The 17,346-nt window shown below is 53.8% G+C and carries 17 protein-coding genes; 15 read left to right on the top strand and 2 right to left on the bottom strand.

Annotated elements, in window-relative coordinates; genetic code table 11:
* The first annotated feature begins 3 nt into the window (after positions 1 to 3).
* The 8 genes from typA to MFLA_RS06475 all read left to right on the top strand — a co-directional run bounded on the left by typA (position 4) and on the right by MFLA_RS06475 (position 9,072).
* Positions 4 to 1,812 (top strand): translational GTPase TypA, encoded by a 1,809-nt coding sequence (typA, locus tag MFLA_RS06440; protein ID WP_011479481.1) that lies wholly within the window; start codon positions 4 to 6, stop codon positions 1,810 to 1,812.
* A 474-nt stretch (positions 1,813 to 2,286) separates the two neighbouring features.
* A complete protein-coding gene (locus MFLA_RS06445; RefSeq protein WP_011479482.1) occupies positions 2,287 to 4,008 on the top strand; it encodes a tetratricopeptide repeat protein in 1,722 nt (573 codons plus the stop codon).
* A 278-nt stretch (positions 4,009 to 4,286) separates the two neighbouring features.
* Complete coding sequence (locus MFLA_RS06450; RefSeq protein WP_048811594.1) at positions 4,287 to 5,612, top strand: DNA recombination protein RmuC; 1,326 nt, start codon at positions 4,287 to 4,289, stop codon at positions 5,610 to 5,612.
* Positions 5,613 to 5,617: 5 nt separating this feature from the next.
* Positions 5,618 to 5,797 carry a hypothetical protein gene (locus MFLA_RS06455; RefSeq protein WP_048811595.1) on the top strand — a complete coding sequence of 60 codons (180 nt, stop codon included), beginning with the start codon at positions 5,618 to 5,620 and terminating at the stop codon, positions 5,795 to 5,797.
* On the top strand, positions 5,794 to 6,045 hold the full coding sequence (gene moaD / locus MFLA_RS06460) for a molybdopterin converting factor subunit 1 (protein ID WP_011479484.1): 252 nt from the start codon (positions 5,794 to 5,796) through the stop codon (positions 6,043 to 6,045). Before MFLA_RS06455 ends, moaD begins: the two co-directional genes overlap by 4 nt.
* A complete protein-coding gene (moaE, locus tag MFLA_RS06465; protein WP_011479485.1) occupies positions 6,046 to 6,495 on the top strand; it encodes a molybdopterin synthase catalytic subunit MoaE in 450 nt (149 codons plus the stop codon). It begins immediately after the preceding gene.
* Positions 6,496 to 6,535: 40 nt separating this feature from the next.
* Complete coding sequence (locus tag MFLA_RS06470) at positions 6,536 to 8,671, top strand: Lon protease family protein (RefSeq protein WP_011479486.1); 2,136 nt, start codon at positions 6,536 to 6,538, stop codon at positions 8,669 to 8,671.
* A 5-nt stretch (positions 8,672 to 8,676) separates the two neighbouring features.
* Complete coding sequence (locus MFLA_RS06475; protein ID WP_011479487.1) at positions 8,677 to 9,072, top strand: RNA-binding S4 domain-containing protein; 396 nt, start codon at positions 8,677 to 8,679, stop codon at positions 9,070 to 9,072.
* Between the two features lie 160 nt (positions 9,073 to 9,232).
* Here the strand turns inward: MFLA_RS06475 and MFLA_RS06480 are convergent, their stop codons facing one another.
* Both MFLA_RS06480 and MFLA_RS06485 read right to left on the bottom strand, forming a co-directional pair.
* Positions 9,233 to 10,345 carry a PA0069 family radical SAM protein gene (locus MFLA_RS06480; RefSeq protein WP_195742106.1) on the bottom strand — a complete coding sequence of 371 codons (1,113 nt, stop codon included), beginning with the start codon at positions 10,343 to 10,345 and terminating at the stop codon, positions 9,233 to 9,235.
* Complete coding sequence (locus tag MFLA_RS06485; RefSeq protein WP_011479489.1) at positions 10,320 to 11,018, bottom strand: SDR family oxidoreductase; 699 nt, start codon at positions 11,016 to 11,018, stop codon at positions 10,320 to 10,322. The genes MFLA_RS06480 and MFLA_RS06485 overlap by 26 nt, the downstream gene beginning before the upstream one ends.
* A gap of 286 nt (positions 11,019 to 11,304) precedes the next feature.
* Between MFLA_RS06485 and MFLA_RS06490 the strand changes: the two genes are divergently transcribed.
* The 7 genes from MFLA_RS06490 (at position 11,305) to MFLA_RS06515 (ending at position 17,328) form a co-directional block, all read left to right on the top strand.
* A complete protein-coding gene (locus tag MFLA_RS06490) occupies positions 11,305 to 12,723 on the top strand; it encodes a mannose-1-phosphate guanylyltransferase/mannose-6-phosphate isomerase (RefSeq protein WP_011479490.1) in 1,419 nt (472 codons plus the stop codon).
* Complete coding sequence (locus tag MFLA_RS06495) at positions 12,723 to 13,517, top strand: ABC transporter permease (RefSeq protein WP_011479491.1); 795 nt, start codon at positions 12,723 to 12,725, stop codon at positions 13,515 to 13,517. The genes MFLA_RS06490 and MFLA_RS06495 overlap by 1 nt, the downstream gene beginning before the upstream one ends.
* Positions 13,517 to 13,693, top strand: coding sequence for a hypothetical protein (locus tag MFLA_RS14505; protein WP_229407244.1), 177 nt, complete (start codon positions 13,517 to 13,519; stop codon positions 13,691 to 13,693). Before MFLA_RS06495 ends, MFLA_RS14505 begins: the two co-directional genes overlap by 1 nt.
* On the top strand, positions 13,690 to 14,166 hold the full coding sequence (locus MFLA_RS06500; protein ID WP_229407246.1) for a methyltransferase C-terminal domain-containing protein: 477 nt from the start codon (positions 13,690 to 13,692) through the stop codon (positions 14,164 to 14,166). Before MFLA_RS14505 ends, MFLA_RS06500 begins: the two co-directional genes overlap by 4 nt.
* 119 nt (positions 14,167 to 14,285) lie before the next feature.
* On the top strand, positions 14,286 to 15,326 hold the full coding sequence (gene gmd / locus MFLA_RS06505) for a GDP-mannose 4,6-dehydratase (RefSeq protein ID WP_011479493.1): 1,041 nt from the start codon (positions 14,286 to 14,288) through the stop codon (positions 15,324 to 15,326).
* The gene (locus MFLA_RS06510; protein WP_011479494.1) at positions 15,323 to 16,189 is read left to right on the top strand and encodes a GDP-mannose 4,6-dehydratase; all 867 of its coding nucleotides are present in this window, start codon (positions 15,323 to 15,325) and stop codon (positions 16,187 to 16,189) included. Before gmd ends, MFLA_RS06510 begins: the two co-directional genes overlap by 4 nt.
* Entirely contained in the window at positions 16,186 to 17,328 is a 1,143-nt protein-coding gene (locus MFLA_RS06515) for a glycosyltransferase family 4 protein (RefSeq protein ID WP_011479495.1), read from the top strand. The genes MFLA_RS06510 and MFLA_RS06515 overlap by 4 nt, the downstream gene beginning before the upstream one ends.
* The last annotated feature ends 18 nt before the right edge of the window (positions 17,329 to 17,346 follow it).

The following is a 17,346-nucleotide window of genomic DNA, read 5'->3' on the forward strand; positions in this document are numbered from 1 at the left end:
ATCATGTCGCGCGCCCTTCGTAATATCGCCATCATCGCCCACGTGGACCATGGCAAGACCACCATGGTGGACAAGCTCCTGCAACAGGCCGGTACATTTGCCGCCCACCAGCAGGTTTCAGAACGTGTCATGGACTCCGGTGATATTGAAAAGGAACGTGGCATCACGATTCTTGCCAAGAATACTGCCGTCAATTATGAAGGCACGCATATCAATATTGTCGATACGCCAGGACATGCCGACTTCGGTGGCGAAGTCGAGCGCGTACTGGGCATGGTGGATGGTGTGGTATTGCTGGTCGACTCCGTGGAAGGCCCGATGCCGCAGACCCGCTTCGTGACCAAGAAAGCGCTGGCGTTGGGATTGCGTCCCATCGTGGTCATCAACAAGGTGGACCGCCCGGGCGCACGTCCTGACTGGGTCATCAACCAGACATTCGACTTGTTTGCCAACCTGGGGGCCACAGACGAGCAACTGGATTTCCCGGTTGTCTATGCCTCTGGCTTGAATGGTTTCGCAACACTGGACCTCAACAAACCGTCGGATGACATGCGTCCCCTGTTCGAGACCATTCTCAGCCATGTCCAACCGCCCGCTGGCGACAGCAATGCTGGCCTGCAGCTACAGATTTCTGCGCTGGACTACTCTACTTATACCGGCCGTCTTGGGATTGGTCGTATCCGCAATGGCCGGATCAAGCCAGGCCAGATAGTGGCGGTCATGAAGGGCGATGAGCAGGTGGCCCAGGGCCGCATCAACCAGGTGCTGGGCTTCCGCGGCCTGGAGCGTGTACAGGTGGAAGAAGCCGAAGCTGGGGATATCGTCATCATTTCCGGGATCGAGGAAATCGGTATCGGCGTCACTGTGGCCGACCGTGATAACCCTGTCGGCCTGCCTATCCTGGCTGTGGATGAACCGACGCTGACCATGGACTTCATGGTGAATACATCGCCGCTGGCTGGCACCGAGGGCAAGTTCGTCACCAGTCGCCAGATCCGTGATCGCCTGAACAAGGAATTGCTGACCAATGTGGCACTTAAGGTCGAGGATACTGAAGATGCAGACGTGTTCCGCGTTTCCGGCCGGGGCGAACTCCACTTGACTATCCTGTTGGAAAACATGCGCCGCGAGGGCTATGAAATTGCTGTTGGCAAGCCGCGCGTGGTGTACAAGGAAATCAACGGACAGAAGTGTGAGCCTTATGAAATCCTGACAGTAGACCTGGAAGACGACTGCCAGGGCGCCGTGATGGAAGAGCTTGGTCGCCGCCGCGGAGAGCTTCAGAACATGGAATCCGATGGCAATGGCCGCACCCGCCTGGAATACAAGATTCCGGCACGCGGGCTGATCGGCTTCCAGAGCGAGTTCCTCACCATGACGCGTGGCACTGGCTTAATGGCACACATTTTCGATGAGTATGCCCCGGTCAAGGCCGACATGCCCGGCCGCCGCAATGGTGTCCTGATTTCTTCCGAGCAGGGCGAGGCCGTGGCCTATGCCTTGTGGAAACTGCAGGACCGTGGCCGCATGTTCTCTTCACCCGGTGACAAGTTGTATGAAGGCATGATCATCGGTATCCACAGCCGCGAGAACGACTTGGTGGTGAACCCGATCAAGGGTAAGCAGTTGACCAACGTCCGGGCCTCTGGCACCGATGAGGCTGTCCGGCTGGTACCACCTGTGCAGCTGACGCTGGAGTCCGCAGTCGAGTTCATCGACGATGACGAGCTGGTGGAAATCACGCCCAAGAGCATCCGTATCCGCAAGCGCCACTTGCTGGAGCATGAACGCAAGCGTGCCGCCAAGGACTAAGCGCCTTGACTTCGTGAAGTAGTTAAACCATGCACAACCCCGGTTTTCCCGGGGTTTGTTATTTGTGATCACGCTTTTTGTCACACTGGCCAGTGTCCATGATCTTTGGCAATTCATTAATAACGTGCAGCCGATGGCTGCGTTACGCGGCCAGGGGAGGAGTTGAAATCATATACAAGCTTGCTTGCGGGCATCACCTTTTGTCGCCGCTAAAACAATAGCCGAGGGGCCTGAATAGGAGCTCGCATCAATAGATAACCCGCTACGGCGGGTTTTTTATTGACGGAAACATGAGTGAAATGTAAAAAATGTTTCTAATTTGTAACAGAATCTATTGCCAGCAGGGGGCACATTCATGCAGAATACTTACTGAATATACAAATTTGTATATCTGCCGGGCCGGGAGAAGCGGAACGGTATTGCATGAGCAGCCGACAGAGTTGCAATGCATCAAGTGAACTATGGAGATGAGCTATGAAGCAAGGTATGCAGGTAGCCCGGCAGCCTGGCCAGGGCGAAGTTCATGCGCTGTTCAACTTATATAATACCGGCCAGCTTCATGAGGCGGAAATGAAAGCGCGTGCATTGATTAAGCAATATCCCGGCGCGCTGGTTGTCTACAACGTGCTGGGCGTGGCGCTTGAGGGGCAGGGCAAGCTGCAGGAGGCGGTACAGTGCTACCGCAGGGCGCTGGCTTTGAATCCTTCTATTTCAGAAATGCACTTTAACTTGGGATCGGTGTTGTCCCAACTTGGACATGAAGACGAAGCGATCACTTCGTACAAGCGTGCTATCCAGATCAGCCCGGGTCTTGCAGTGGCCCATTTCAATCTCGGTACCCTGTTGCAGAAAAAGCAGCTGCTTGAGGAGGCCATTGCACACTACCGCCAAGCAGTCGTGATCGAGCCGGGGTTTTTCGAGGCTTACGGTGCCATGGGTACGGCCCTGCAGCAGCAGGGCCACCTGGATGATGCGATTGCATGTTATCGCCAGTCGTTGGCAATTTCCGACCATGCGCTAGGACATTTCAACCTGGCCACTGCCTTGCGTGACCGTGGTGCGCTGGAACAGGCGGTTTCGCACTACCGGCAGGCTATTGCCTTGCAGCCCAATTATGCCGATGCGCACAACAATCTTGGTGAAGTGTTTCGTGATCAAGGCGACATGGAAAATGCCGTGGCTTGTTATTTGCAAGCACTGCGCATGAAGCCAGGGCACCAGGCTGCCTCTTTCAACATGGCGCAGTTCCTGTACGATGCCGGGCGCTTCCTCGAGGCGATCCCTTATTTCGAGGATTCACGACAAGAGGATTGGCAGGAAAGAATACTCTACTGCCTTTATAAATCGGGGCAGTATGAAATATTCCGGCGCCGCTTGCTGCCCCTGCTGGAGGCCAAAGACCATGTTTCGCCTTTTCTTGCTACCTTGTCCACGCATTACGCGACCAATTTCCGCGTGGAGGATCACTACCGCTTTTGCCCGAACCCGATGGATTTCGTCTTCCATCGCAATATCAAGTCATTGGCGGAGGCGGGCAGCACCTTGCGGGCACAACTGCTGGAAGACATCCAGCTGACTGAAATTGCCGAGCGCAAGCAAGGGCGCCTGCATCACGGCATGCAGTCTGCAGGCAACCTGTTCAAGCGCAAGGAGGAGTCGTTCCGCCAGCTTGCCGACTTGATTCGCGCTGAAGTATTGGCTTATGCGCAGGCGTTCGAGGGCCGGGATTGCGACCTCATGCGCCATTTTCCCGAACAGGTTGAATTTGCCAGCTCCTGGTATGTGCGCATGCGCCAGGGGGGACATCTTACATCACACATCCATGAAATTGGCTGGCTGAGTGGCTGCGTCTATCTCACATTGCCGCAAGCGCTGGAAAACCGAGATGAAGGCTGCATTGAATTCAGCACTCATGGCGATGATTATCCCAGGTTGCACGATGACTTTCCGGTCCGCGCGATCAGGCCTCATGTGGGTGATATCGTATTGTTTCCATCTTCGCTGTTTCACCGTACCGTGCCGTTCCATTCGGACGAAGAGCGTATCTGCATTGCATTCGACATCAAGCCGCGGGCATGCTTTTCCCAAGGTGCTTTGCGCTTGGACAGCATGAAGGTCATGCTGGTCGCAGGCTTCAACCTGCTTGTGACTGAGCTTGCAGAAATTTCAAGCTGGTCGTTGGTGGTGCTGGCCTGACACTTTTTACTGACTGTCCCGGATTTCTCCTTGCTTTTTCCTAATCTGATCCGGGGCGGTCACTTTTTATCTCGAGCTTCTGCAGGCATGAGGTCGCTTGCCTGCATCGCTATCAATAGGAGGGCCAACAGGGCCCGACGAAGCGGTCCTGGCTGAGCGTTGCGTAGCAGATAGACAAGCCGTATGACAAGGCAGAGCAACAGCGTCAGGCGCGTTTTGTCAGTCACTCCAAAACGGGCCGCGGGGGTAGGCGGGCGATGCGGTATAATTCCACCGCTATGACAGACATTCTGCTTCTTTCCGCTGCTTTCGCTTCCTTGCTGCTTTTGCTCTGGATCGCCTATCGTCAATCGCGGGGCGGTGATGCCGGCCAGCTGTTGCTGCAGCAGTTGGAGGAAAAGCACCGCGAAATGCTGCGCGACCTGAATGACGGTCTCAACAAATTGGGCGACCGCCTCAACCAATCCTCGCATGATCAAGCCGAGCGCTTGCGTACAGCAGTGGCGCAGGAGTTGCAGCAGACGCGCGACGCCATGAGGGCACTGGAGCTGAGCCAGACAGCAAGCCTGGCCCAAACACGCGAGACCATGCTGGAGCGCCTGCATATCACCCTGGCCGAGCAAGGCAAGGCGGAACAGTCCATGATCCAGGAAAGCATGCTCAAGACCGCGACCCAGCTGACCAATACGATAGAGTTGCTGACCAAGGCGGTGGATGCTCGCCTCGAGGAAATCGGCGGCAAGGTGTCGGAGCGTCTTGATGAGGGATTCAAGAAGACCAACGATACCTTTGTGCGCGTGATGGAGCGCCTGGCAACCATTGACGAGGCGCAGAAAAAAATCGACGGATTGACGACCAATGTAGTGAGCCTGCAGGAGCTGCTGGGCGACAAGCGATCGCGCGGCGCCTTCGGCGAGGTGCAACTGGAGGCGCTGGTGCGTAATGTACTGCCGGTGACTTCCTACGCCATGCAGCATGTGCTCGGTAACGGCACACGCGTGGATTGCGCCTTGTTCCTGCCAGAGCCTACGGGCACGGTCGCCGTGGATTCTAAGTTTCCCCTGGAAAACTACCATCGAATGCTGGACCGAGACATTGGCGAGGCGGAGCGCATCGCCGCGCAACGTCAATTCAAGGCAGATGTCAAAAAGCATGTGGATGATATTGCAAATAAATACATCATCCCCAATGTCACTTCCGACGGTGCCGTGATGTTCATTCCGGCGGAAGCGGTGTTTGCCGAAATCCACGCCTACCATCCGGACCTCGTCGATTACGCAATGAGCCGCAGGGTATGGGTGGTGTCCCCCACTACCCTGATGGCGGTGCTCAATACCGCGCGCGCAGTGCTCAAGGATGTGGAAACGCGCAAACAGGTGCATATCATCAAGGATGAGCTGGGCAAGCTTTCCAAGGAGTTCTCGCGCTTCGACGTGCGCATGAAGAAGCTTGCCGACCATATTCGGCAGGCGCACGAGGACGTGCAGGATGTACATACGACCAGCCAGAAGATCTCGCGCCGCTTTGCGCAGATCGAGCGCGTGGAGCTGGAAGGCGAGCCGCAGGCCGGCCTGGCACTACCTGACAATGACTTAGAGGAGTAAATCATATGAGCGATGAACAAGGACTGATCATGCTGATTCAGCAATATGCCAGCAAATTCGGGATTACCTTCAGTTCCAGCCTGATGGACAACGAAGAGCACAAGCAGAAATTGTTGGTGCTCATGATGGAAGCGATCAATGGCAAGCGCGGCCCGGTGACCGATCAGGACGTGACCGGCGCATGATTCAGCTACTGTACTTCGCCAGGCTGCGTGAAGCGCTTGGGACCGAAAGCGAAAGCCTGCACTGGCCGGAACCAGCGACGGTTTCTGCATTGATGCAGTCGCTGGCTACGCGCGGTGGAGTATGGGAAGAGCAGTTTTCTGGCAATACTCACCTGAGGGCGGCGGTCAACCAAGAGCTGGCGCCGGAGTCGGCGCTGGTCAGGCCAGGCGACGAAGTGGCTTTTTTCCCACCCGTCACAGGAGGGTAGATGACGGTACGCGTACAGGAGCAGGATTTCGACGTAGGCGAGGAAATCACGCGCCTGCGACTGCAGTATCCACAAGCGGGCGCGGTCGTGTCGTTTACGGGGCAAGTGCGTGACCTGAACGATGGCCAGTCAGTTGCCAGCCTGAAGCTGGAGCATTATCCGGGCATGACGGAGAAATCGCTGGCTGCCATCGTTGAGCAGGCGAGAAAGCGCTGGCCCATCTTCGATGCCGTCGTGATCCATCGCATCGGCACACTGGCGCCGCAGGCGCAGATCGTGCTGGTTGTTGTGGCAAGCGCACATCGGGGAGATGCCTTTGCCGCCTGCGAATTCATCATGGACTACCTCAAGACCGAAGCGCCTTTCTGGAAGAAGGAAGCGACACCGGAAGGTGAAAAATGGCTGGATTCCCGCGAAAGCGATCAAGCCGCTCGCGGGCGCTGGCAATAGTACACTCCTGCAAATTCAACCCTGACCATACTTTTACCTGATGCTAAGCAAGCTGACACCGCAACAACTCAATATATCCATTGATCCGCAAAGCCTGGGCTTTGACACTACCGCAGAATTGTTACTGCATGGTCAGCATGACGTGGCGCAATGGATAGGCCAGGAGCGGGCATTCGCTGCAGCCAGCCTTGGCTTGCGCATGCAGCATCCCGGCTATCACATGCTGGTGATCGGCGAGCCAGGTTCTGGCCGGATTTCCCTGGTTAGGAAGATGATGGAGCAGGCGCTGGCAGAAAAACCTGCGCCGGCGGATCTGGTGTATCTGCTGAATGTTCAATTGCCGGAAAAGCCGATTCTGCTGCGCCTGAAGGCCGGCAGGGGGAGTGAGCTCAGGCATTTGCTCGAGCAGTTCGTTCGCAAACACTTGCGCATCATCCCGGCATTGCTGCAGCGCAGGCCGTCCACGGAGACTGGGAGCGGTGCGGGGGGCGAAGCCAGCCTCAAAGCATCGCTGGAGCAGGAGCTGGGAAGGATTCGCCAGCAGATACTGCCGGGATTGCTTGAGCCGGAGGTGTTTGAGCGTTGGTCGGCAGGGCTGGTGCAGGAAGTGCTCGATCATATCGAACTGTTCTCCACGACAGCCAATCACCAGGAGGCCGACGATATGCAGGACGCCTTTCTCGGGCGGTTTCGTGCCAACCTCTTGCTTAGCAATGACGGCCTCTCTGGCAGCCCTGTCATCTATGACGCTGATCCCAGCCATGCTTCCTTGTTCGGCGGTGTGGAAGCGATGGCCGATCACCACTTCGCAGATTTCATGCGCCTCAAGGCGGGCAACCTGCTGCGGGCAAATGGCGGGGTGCTGATCCTGCATCTGGAAGATATTCTTGGCGACCGGCAGGACGGTAGCAGTCCATTATTGGAAAAACTGGGGCGCGTGTTGCGAAACCGTAAGCTACAGATCGAGGATGCAGGCAGCGCCTCGGGCAATGCCGCGCTGAACACATTGATGCCGGAAGCCTTGCCCCTCGACTTCAAGCTGATCCTGGTGGCGAGCCGCGACGATTATTACTACCTGCATGAACAGCATGCCGACTTCCTGCAGTATTTCCGCATCAAGGTCGAGTTCGCGGACAGTGTCAAAGCCACACCGGACATTTATCGCCAGATAGCAGGCTATATAGCGCACCATGCTGACGGCAACGGCTTGCCGCATTTTTCTGCGCCTGCGGTGGCGCGGTTGCTCCAGGTATTACATGAGTGGGAAGAGGACAAGTGCCGCGTCAGTCTGGCGCTTGGTCGTTTGCTGCCCTTGCTGCAGGAAGCTGCAGCATTGACCCAGCCCGGCAATCCGACCGGTGTGGCCGAAGTCGAGCAGGCCCTGGCAGCAACACGGCAGCGCCATGATTATGCCGAGGAGCAGATCCGGGATTCCATCCTTGACGGTGAGCTGAAAATTGCAGTGACGGGCCGCCAGGTCGGGCGCATCAACGGCCTGACGCATATTGATATGGGAGACGCTGCGTTCGGGTCTCCCGTGCAGATTTCCGCGCGCTGCCATCCTGGCCGGCAAGGCATCATCAATATCGACCGCGAGGTCAAGCTGACAGGACCGCAGCATGACAAGGGCATGTTCATCCTGCAGCACTGGCTGGCCGCCATGTTCGTGCAGCAGGCTCCCTTGTCGCTCAATGCTTCGCTGGTGTTTGAGCAGGAGTATCACGGCGTGGAAGGTGATTCCGCTTCTTGCGCGGAGCTGTACGCCTTGCTTTCCAGCCTTTCTGGCCTGCCGCTGGCGCAAGGCATCGCCGTGACCGGGGCAATGAACCAGCATGGCGATGTGCTGCCGATAGGCGGCATCAATGAAAAAATAGAAGGGCACTTCCGCTTGTGCGAGAAACTCGGGCTGAATGGACAGCAAGGCGTGTTGTTGCCCGCGAGTAATCTGCGCCATGTGCTGCTGCACCGAGATATCATCCTTGCAATGGCCGAAGGCAAGTTCCATCTGTACACCATGGAGCACGTACTGGATGGAATCGCGCTACTGACCGGGCTTCCGGCAGGTAGCGCGGATAAGGAGGGCGCTTATCCCGCAGATACGGTGCTTGGCCATGTGCAGCGCAGCTTGCGGGCTTACCAGGATATCTACCGACGCAATCACTACCATACAGGTTGAATCGCATGAGTGAACAGGAAAGCAAGTGCCGCCTGGACAAATGGTTATGGGCGGCAAGATTCTTCAAGACCCGCAGCCTGGCGTCGGAAGCCGTGGACACCGGCAAAGTGCATGTGGACGGAGACAGGGTGAAGCCCGCCAAGGAAGTCCGCCTGGGGCAACGTATCCACATCCGCCGCAAGGAGATGGAGGTGGAAGTTGTCGTGCGCGGCCTGAGCACGCAGCGCCGTGGCGCACCTGAGGCAGCGCTGTTGTATGAAGAAACCCCTGAAAGCATCAGCAGGCGCGAAAATCTCACGGTTACCCGCGAGCATGAGCATGCTAGGCGCGAGCGCGGCATGGGTCGGCCAACCAAGCGCCAGCGCCGCGACATCAAGAAGTTTACCGGGATAGACTGGTAAGCGGGTTGGGATTAGAGGCGTAGCGCTGGTACCGAAAAATGCCGGATGGAGTCCGGCATTTGACTGAGGGGCATGCTCTCATCACGAGACCCCAGGAGAAAGCTGGGTCCGCAACTGCCAAGCAAGGTGCGCCGGCTGGCTTTATATCCTGCTCACAATCTTAGAACAGCCCCAATTGTTCCGGTTTTCCAGGAGGCCGGAACAATGAAGTATCCATTTCCATGCTGCGCTGGTTGAGCCCCAGCTTTCTGCATGCCAGCCTGAAACGCTGGCGTATCATCTCTGCGAACAAGCCATTCCCTCGCATACGTGCATGGAAGTCCGTATGGTTGGTTTTGCCGTCGCGACTCTGGCGAATGATGCTCATCACATGGCTGGCTTTGAGCGGGTAATGGTGCTGTAGCCATTCCTCGAACAGCGGCGCGACTTCCAGTGGCAGGCGCAGCAGAACATAACCGGCGCTGCTCGCTCCGGCTTCGCTTGCAGCGGCCAGGATATGTTCAAGTTCCGGATCGGTCAGCACAGGAATGACAGGAGCTGTCATCACCCCCGTGGGGATGCCGGCTTGATGCAGACGCCTGATGGTGTCGAGCCGGCGTTGCGGTGCGGCAGCGCGAGGCTCCAGCGTGCGGCTGACCTGGTTGCTCAGCGTGGTGATCGAAATGAACACCTGCACAAGCCCTTGGCTGGCCATGGGGGCAAGGATGTCGATATCGCGTTCCACCATGGCTGCCTTGGTGACGATGCTGACGGGATGCCTGAATTCTGCCAGCACTTGCAGGATTTGCCGCGTGAGCTGATGCTGCTTTTCCAGCGGCTGGTAAGGGTCGGTATTGGTGCCCATGGCGATAGGCGCGCAGCGGTAATGCTGTTTGCTCAACTCCTGGCGCAGCAGGCGGGCTGCATCCGGCTTGACCAGGATGCGGCTCTCGAAATCCAGCCCTGCCGACAGTCCCAGATATGTATGGGTGGGGCGCGCAAAGCAATAGATGCAGCCATGCTCGCAGCCGCGATAAGGATTGATCGAGCGGTCAAAAGGTACGTCAGGCGAGTTGTTCCAGTTGATGATGGAGCGGGAATTGTCGATCAGTACTTCAGTGGGTAGGGGAGCAAGGTCTTGGTCTAGATTGTGCCAGCCATCGTCGATATCCGCATGCTGCAGGTGGTCGAACCGACCATCGTGGTTACTGAGTGCGCCACGCCCCTTGAAAACCAGGGGGCGTAGTACTCCATGGGGATGCAACGGCTTACCAGGGGATCTCTTGTCCGTCATACGCATAAAACTTGCCTGCATCCGCAAGCGTGGCGCGGTCTATCACCTCACGCAGGCCGCTGATGCTTTGCTCGACAGTGATCAGAGCATTGGGGCCGCCCATGTCGGTCAACACCCAGCCGGGATGCAGCACCAGTGCTGTAATGCCTTCTCTTGCTAGCTCGATGGAAAGACTCTTGGTGACCATGTTGAGGGCGGTTTTACTGGAGCGGTAGATGTAGCTGCCGCCGCTGGTATTATCGCTGATGCTGCCCATCTTGCTGGTCATGTTGACCAGCTTCTTGAGCTGCCCTTGCTTCAAATGTGCCGTGAATGCCTGGGCCATCTTGAAAGGCGCGATGCTGTTGATGCGGAATGCCTGCAACCAGGCCTCGTAATCAGCATCTCCAAAGATATGATGGGGGCTATCGGGATAAATGCCCGCATTGTTGATCAATACATCAATAGGCTGGCTTGCCAGCGAGGCCGCCAGCTCATCGATCTGGTAGAAATTCCCCACATCCAGCTTGTGCACGCTGACTAGGTGCTTGAAGCGTGAAGCAAGCTGCAGCAGCTCCTCGGCCGTTTCTGGGTGACGGCAGCAAGCCAGTACGTGCCAGCCAGCCTCGGCATATTGCCTGGTGAATTCCAGCCCCAGGCCACGGTTGGCGCCGGTGATCAATACATTTGCCATGTGAGGAGACTCCTTGATGAACGTAGTTTAAACATACTCTTGTAATCCAAGAGTTTAACTTGGGATGAGATATTCTGAATTGGTTGAAGCGTAATCTTTTAAAATTTTTGGGATGTGTGTTATTTAGTATTATGATTTTTATGATGTTTTTTTATTGTTAAATATTGTTTTTAGTAGCAATATTTTTTATATAATTAGATTTCATATTGAATGCTCAAGATTTAATTTAATTCAGTATTTAAAACTCTTTAGGTATAATGAGCCAATTTTATAAAAAAGTTTTTTAATGCTGCTTCCTGTCATTATGTCTGGCGGGGCCGGTTCCAGATTATGGCCGGTTTCTCGTGAAACTCTAACTAAGCCATTTATCGAATTACCTGATGGCAGAACCCTTCTGCAGAAGACTTTGCAACGTACTGCTTGCCTGGATGGTGTGAGCGAAGTGCTCACAGTAACGAATAAGGAATATTACTTCCTGACACGTGATGTCTATGAGGCAACAGACACTAATGTTTCCCATAGCTACTTACTAGAGACGATAGGGCGCAATACTGCTCCTGCCATTGCAGTTGCTGCACTACATGCCGCTGCGAAACATGGGGAAGATGTAGTGCTGTTGGTGATGCCGGCAGATCATCTTATTGGTAATCAAAAAGTTTTTTCAAAAGCAGTGACTGTTGCGACAGATATGGCGGTGAATGGCTGGATAGTCACGTTTGGTGTAGAGCCAAGCACGCCTGAAACAGGTTATGGCTACATTGAAGGCGGAGAGTCAATTGGGGACTCAGGCGCGCGTAGAGTCGTTCGATTTGTCGAAAAGCCAGATTTGGAAACTGCTGAGAAATATATTGCTTTAGGTCGATTTACATGGAATGCAGGTATATTCTGTTTTACTGCAAAAACCATTATTGCTGCACTTGCGGAGTATGTTCCAGAAGTGCTTGAGATAGCAAAAAAGACCCTGGCATCTAGTGACTCCAAAACTGAGCCTGTTGTATTGGGCGAGGAGCACTTTGCATCAAGTCCAGATATTTCCATAGATTATGCCGTCATGGAGCGTGCTTCAAAAGTGGCGGTAGTCGCAGCTGATTTTGACTGGAGCGACATTGGTTCATGGAGCGCCATGGCTGAGTTGGTCCAGTCAGATGAGCGTGGGAATAGGGTGAATGGCGAAGCTTTATTGGTGGATGCTAATAATTGCTATATCCAAAGTGATTCCCGTCTTGTGGCTGGTATAGGTATTGATAACCTGCTGGTGGTCGATACACCCGATGCCCTGCTTGTGGCTCATCACTCCAGAGCTCAGGATGTCAAAACCGTTGTGAAGCAACTCAAGCTTGAGTCCCATAGTGCGGCAAATTACCATCGCAAGGTACACCGTCCATGGGGCACATACACCGTATTGGAAGAAGGCGCTAATTTTAAGATCAAATGCATCAAGGTAAAGCCTGGTGCCAGCCTGAGCTTGCAAATGCACCATCATCGTAGTGAGCATTGGGTTGTAGTAAGCGGTATAGCTAAAGTTGTCAACGGCGAGCGCGAGCTGCTCATTAATGCCAATGAGTCTACTTACATTCCAGCAGGACACAAACACCGTCTTGAAAATCCAGGTTTGCTTGACCTGGTGATTATTGAAGTTCAATCCGGGGAATATTTGGGCGAAGACGATATTGTTCGTTTTCAAGATATCTACGGACGCACTTGATGATCAGCATGTTAAAAGCCTTATGGCTTTATCGCGGCTTTGTGTTGGGCAGCGTCAAGCGCGAGTTTCAATCCAAGTACCGTAATTCGCTGCTAGGCGCAGTCTGGACGGTCTTGAACCCCCTCGCAATGATCGTAGTGTACACAGTGATTTTCTCGCAGGTAATGAAGGCTCGTTTGCCTGGCGTGGACAGTACTTTTGCGTTTAGCATTCATTTATGCGCTGGCATACTCACCTGGGGCTTGTTTGCTGAGATTGTCGGGCGCTCACAGACCACGTTCATCGATAATGCCAACTTGCTCAAGAAACTGAGTTTCCCCCGTCTATGTCTGCCAGTCATCGTCACCGCCACCGCGCTAGTTAACTTTGCCATTGTTTTTGGGTTGTTCACAGCGTTCTTGCTGCTGATCGGTATGTTTTCGGGTTGGCCTTATTTGGTGCTGATCCCGGTATTGATACTGATGATCGTCTTTGCTCTAGGCTTGGGTATTATATTGGGCGTTCTCAATGTGTTTTTCCGCGATGTAGGTCAGTTCTTTGGCATTGTGCTTAGTTTCTGGTTTTGGCTTACGCCGATTGTCTATCCGGTCAGCATTCTTCCAGAACGGGTACAAGATTATATGCGGCTTAACCCCATGGCGCGCTTGATGGAGGCTTTCCAAGGAATATTGGTACAAGCAAAATGGCCGGACTGGTACAGTCTATGGCCAGTGTTTGCGCTGTCTATCGTGTTGTGCCTGCTGGGGCTGTCTTTATTCCGCAAACATGCGGGCGATATGGTGGATGAACTTTAATGGGTACTATTGTTGTCACCAACCTGGGTAAGGCCTACAAGCAATACCCCAGTCGCTGGTCTCGGTTGTTGGAGTGGATAGATCTGAGGCGTAAGCCGCACCACCAATTGAAGTGGATTCTGCAAGGAGTAAGTTTTCATATCCAGCCAGGAGAGACGGAGGCAGCTTTGCCGTGACTGCTGCCAAGCGTTCTAATACGAGTATTAAGCCTAACCTTGCAGTGATCAATTGGATGCTTGAGCAAGAAGACCGGATGGGATTATCTACCCCAAGGCCTTATCGTGAATTTGAGGAGCGTGTATATCGTCATCGCGATGATCTCAGGCGCTTAATTCATTCGTTAGTAGCTGACGGCAAAAAAATATATGGGTATGGAGCTTCTGCCAAAGGTAATGTAGTACTACAATTTTGTGGCTTTACTTCTGAGGAAATCCCTGCCATTGCAGAAGTAAACGAAGAAAAATTCGGACGAGTCACTCCGGGAACGCATATTCCCATTATTTCGGAAAAAGAGGCGCGCGCTGCCAAGCCCGACTACTTCTTGGTGCTTCCATGGCATTTCAAAGATGGTATCCTGCGCCGTGAAAAGGACTTTCTAGCTGATGGCGGCAGGTTTATCTTCCCATTTCCTGAGATCGAAATCGTCTAGTTTCCAAAAAAAGATGAAGGAAAATAATAAGATAATTTAGACGCTGTTCTAACGAATCCATTATTTACATACCATATATACATATACAGTAAGACTTTAAATACATAAGGCATAATACGATGACCATAAAAACTGCCATCATTACCGGCATCACAGGCCAAGATGGTGCATATCTCGCAGAACTTCTCCTTAGTAAAGGCTATAAGGTTTACGGTACCTTCCGCCGTACAAGCTCGGTCAACTTCTGGCGTATTGAAGAGCTGGGAATTGAAAATGACCCAAATCTTCTTTTGGTTGAATACGACCTGACCGATTTGTCAGCAAGCATCCGTCTATTGCAGAGCACAGGTGCAACAGAAGTGTACAACTTAGCTGCGCAAAGTTTTGTGGGCGTGTCTTTTGAGCAACCTATTACTACCGCGGAGATCACAGGTGTCGGTGCGCTCAATCTTTTGGAGGCCATTCGTTTAGTAAATCCCAATATTCGCTATTACCAAGCATCCACATCCGAAATGTTCGGCAAGGTGCAGGCGATTCCACAAACGGAAGATACGCCTTTCTATCCACGCAGTCCTTATGGTGTCGCCAAGCTGTATGCGCACTGGATGACTGTTAACTATCGTGAAAGCTATGGAATCTTCGGATCTAGCGGTATTTTATTCAATCATGAGAGTCCGTTGCGTGGTCGCGAGTTCGTGACGCGCAAGATCACGGATTCGGTGGCCAAGATCAAGCTGGGGAAACTTGATTGCCTGGAGTTGGGTAACTTGGATGCAAAGCGTGATTGGGGCTATGCCAAGGATTATGTGGAAGGCATGTGGCGCATCCTGCAGGCGGATGAGCCGGATACCTTTGTACTGGCGACCAATCGTACCGAGACTGTGCGCGATTTTGTAAGCATGGCGTTCAAGGGGGCTGGCATTGCTGTTGAGTTCAAGGGCAAGGGCGAGGACGAAGTTGCCGTGGATACTGCAACCGGTAAGATAGTGGTTCGGGTCAATCCGAAGTTTTACCGTCCAGCGGAAGTGGACCTACTGATCGGTAGCCCAGCCAAGGCCAAGGCCAAGCTGGGTTGGGAACCGAAGACAACGCTGGAGCAACTCTGCCAGATGATGGTCGAGGCCGATCTGCGCCGCAACACGGAAGGTTTCTCATTTTGAGAATTCTGCTTACTGGTGCTGATGGATTCACCGGGCGCCATTTTCTGACGGCCGCGAAAGCGGCCGGCCATGAGGTTGTTGCACTGAGGGCCGATTTGACGGACAAGGCTGTATTGCAACGCGAAGTTGAGGCGGCTCGTCCGGAAGCAGTGGTTCATCTGGCAGCGATCAGTTTTGTTGGTCATGCGGATGTTAGTGCCTTTTATGACGTCAATGTGATCGGTACCCTGAACCTGTTGGATGCGCTGGCTGGCTTGTCCGTGACGCCGCGCAGCGTACTGCTGGCAAGCAGTGCGAATGTGTATGGCAATGCAGCGCATTCACCTATCACCGAAGAGCAGGCGCCGGCGCCGGTCAATCACTATGCAATGAGCAAGCTGGCCATGGAGCACATGGCCCGTACCTATCTGGACAGACTGCCGTTGTTTTTTGTGCGGCCGTTCAATTACACGGGGCCGGGGCAGGCTGAGTCTTTCGTGATTCCCAAGCTGGTGGCGCATTTCGCGTGCAAGGCGCAGACCGTGGAACTGGGCAATCTGGATGTGGAGCGCGAGTTCAATGATGTGGCTTTCGTTTGCGAGGCCTATCTGCGTTTGTTGGACAAGGCTGTGCCGGGTGAGGTGTTTAATATCTGCAGCGGTGCTCCGGTGACATTGCGTGCAGTAATCGGGATGTTGAGGGAATTGACGGCGCATGATATCGAGGTCAAGGTAAATCCGCAGTTCGTGCGGAATAACGAGATCAAGACATTATGCGGTGATCCATCAAAGCTGTTCCGTACTATTGGAGAGGGGAGGCTGGTTCCTTTAGCGCTTACCTTGAAGATCATGCTGGAACACGCTACGCGAAAAGAAAAAAAATGATGAAGGTAGGTTTTGGTGTCACCGTGCTTACACGTTGCCTGGCATTGGGGGGAATCGATGGAATTGGTAGTTATACCCGGGAGCTGATGAAAAGACTCGAGGCTGACCCGGCCGTCGAGCTTTTCCCTATCTCGTACGGGTATTCTCCGTCACAGTTTCCTATCGGCTCACGTGCTCCGACGACATTTGGACGATATGCGCCGCTTGCTGCAGTATCGGCTGTATCCGGGTTTCCCTTTCTGGGAACAGCTCAATTGAAGGAGCGTGTTGATCTGATTCATGCGCCTGATCATCTTATTCCCAACTACGGAAAAGTTCCTGTTATTGCATCCATCATGGACGCGATTCCCTTGTCGCATCCGGAGTGGGTATCCCCCAAGTTGCGCAAGATGAAAAATGCGTTATGGAAGCGCTCTGCGCACTGGGCATCGCATATCATTACTATCTCTGAGTATTCGAAGCAGGAAATTTCACAGCATTTCGGTATTGAGGCACAAAAGATCAGTGCCATCCCGCTTGGCGTGGATGAGCGGTGGTTTCAGCCGTTGGAAGAAGAGGCGATGAAGGTGGTATTGAGACGGTACAATCTGCCTCAATACTATTTTCTTGTCGTGGGGACGCTGCAGCCAAGGAAGAATGTCGGCCGGGTAATCGAGGCATATCGGTCCTTGCCCCAAGGGATACGTAACGAAGTGCCGTTGGTGATTGTTGGTAGGGCAGGGTGGCGATGCGAGGATGTGGTTGAAATGTTGACTTCGTCTTCTTCAGGAAATTCTCTGAGGTGGCTCAAGCATTTGCCGGATGCCGACTTGCTTGCAGTGTTGAAAGGTGCAACGGCTTTGGTCTTTCCTTCGTTGTATGAGGGATTTGGTTTGCCCGTAGTCGAAGCTTTTGCGGCTGGAACTCCCGTTATTACTTCCAATACCACTTCTCTTCCAGAGGTGGCGGGCGATGCCGCCATGCTGGTGAATCCTCTGAATGTCAGCGACATTGCCGCTGCAATGCAATCGATGCTGGAACAGCCGGAACTGGCAGAGAGTTTCAGGAACAAGGGGCAAGAACGCGCATTGGCATATTCGTGGGACAAAACAGCCTCCATGACGCTTGACGTCTATAAAAAGACGCGAGAGGCTGCTTAACATCAACGCACCGTCAAA

This window comes from Methylobacillus flagellatus KT, assembly GCF_000013705.1.
Lineage (GTDB): Bacteria > Pseudomonadota > Gammaproteobacteria > Burkholderiales > Methylophilaceae > Methylobacillus > Methylobacillus flagellatus.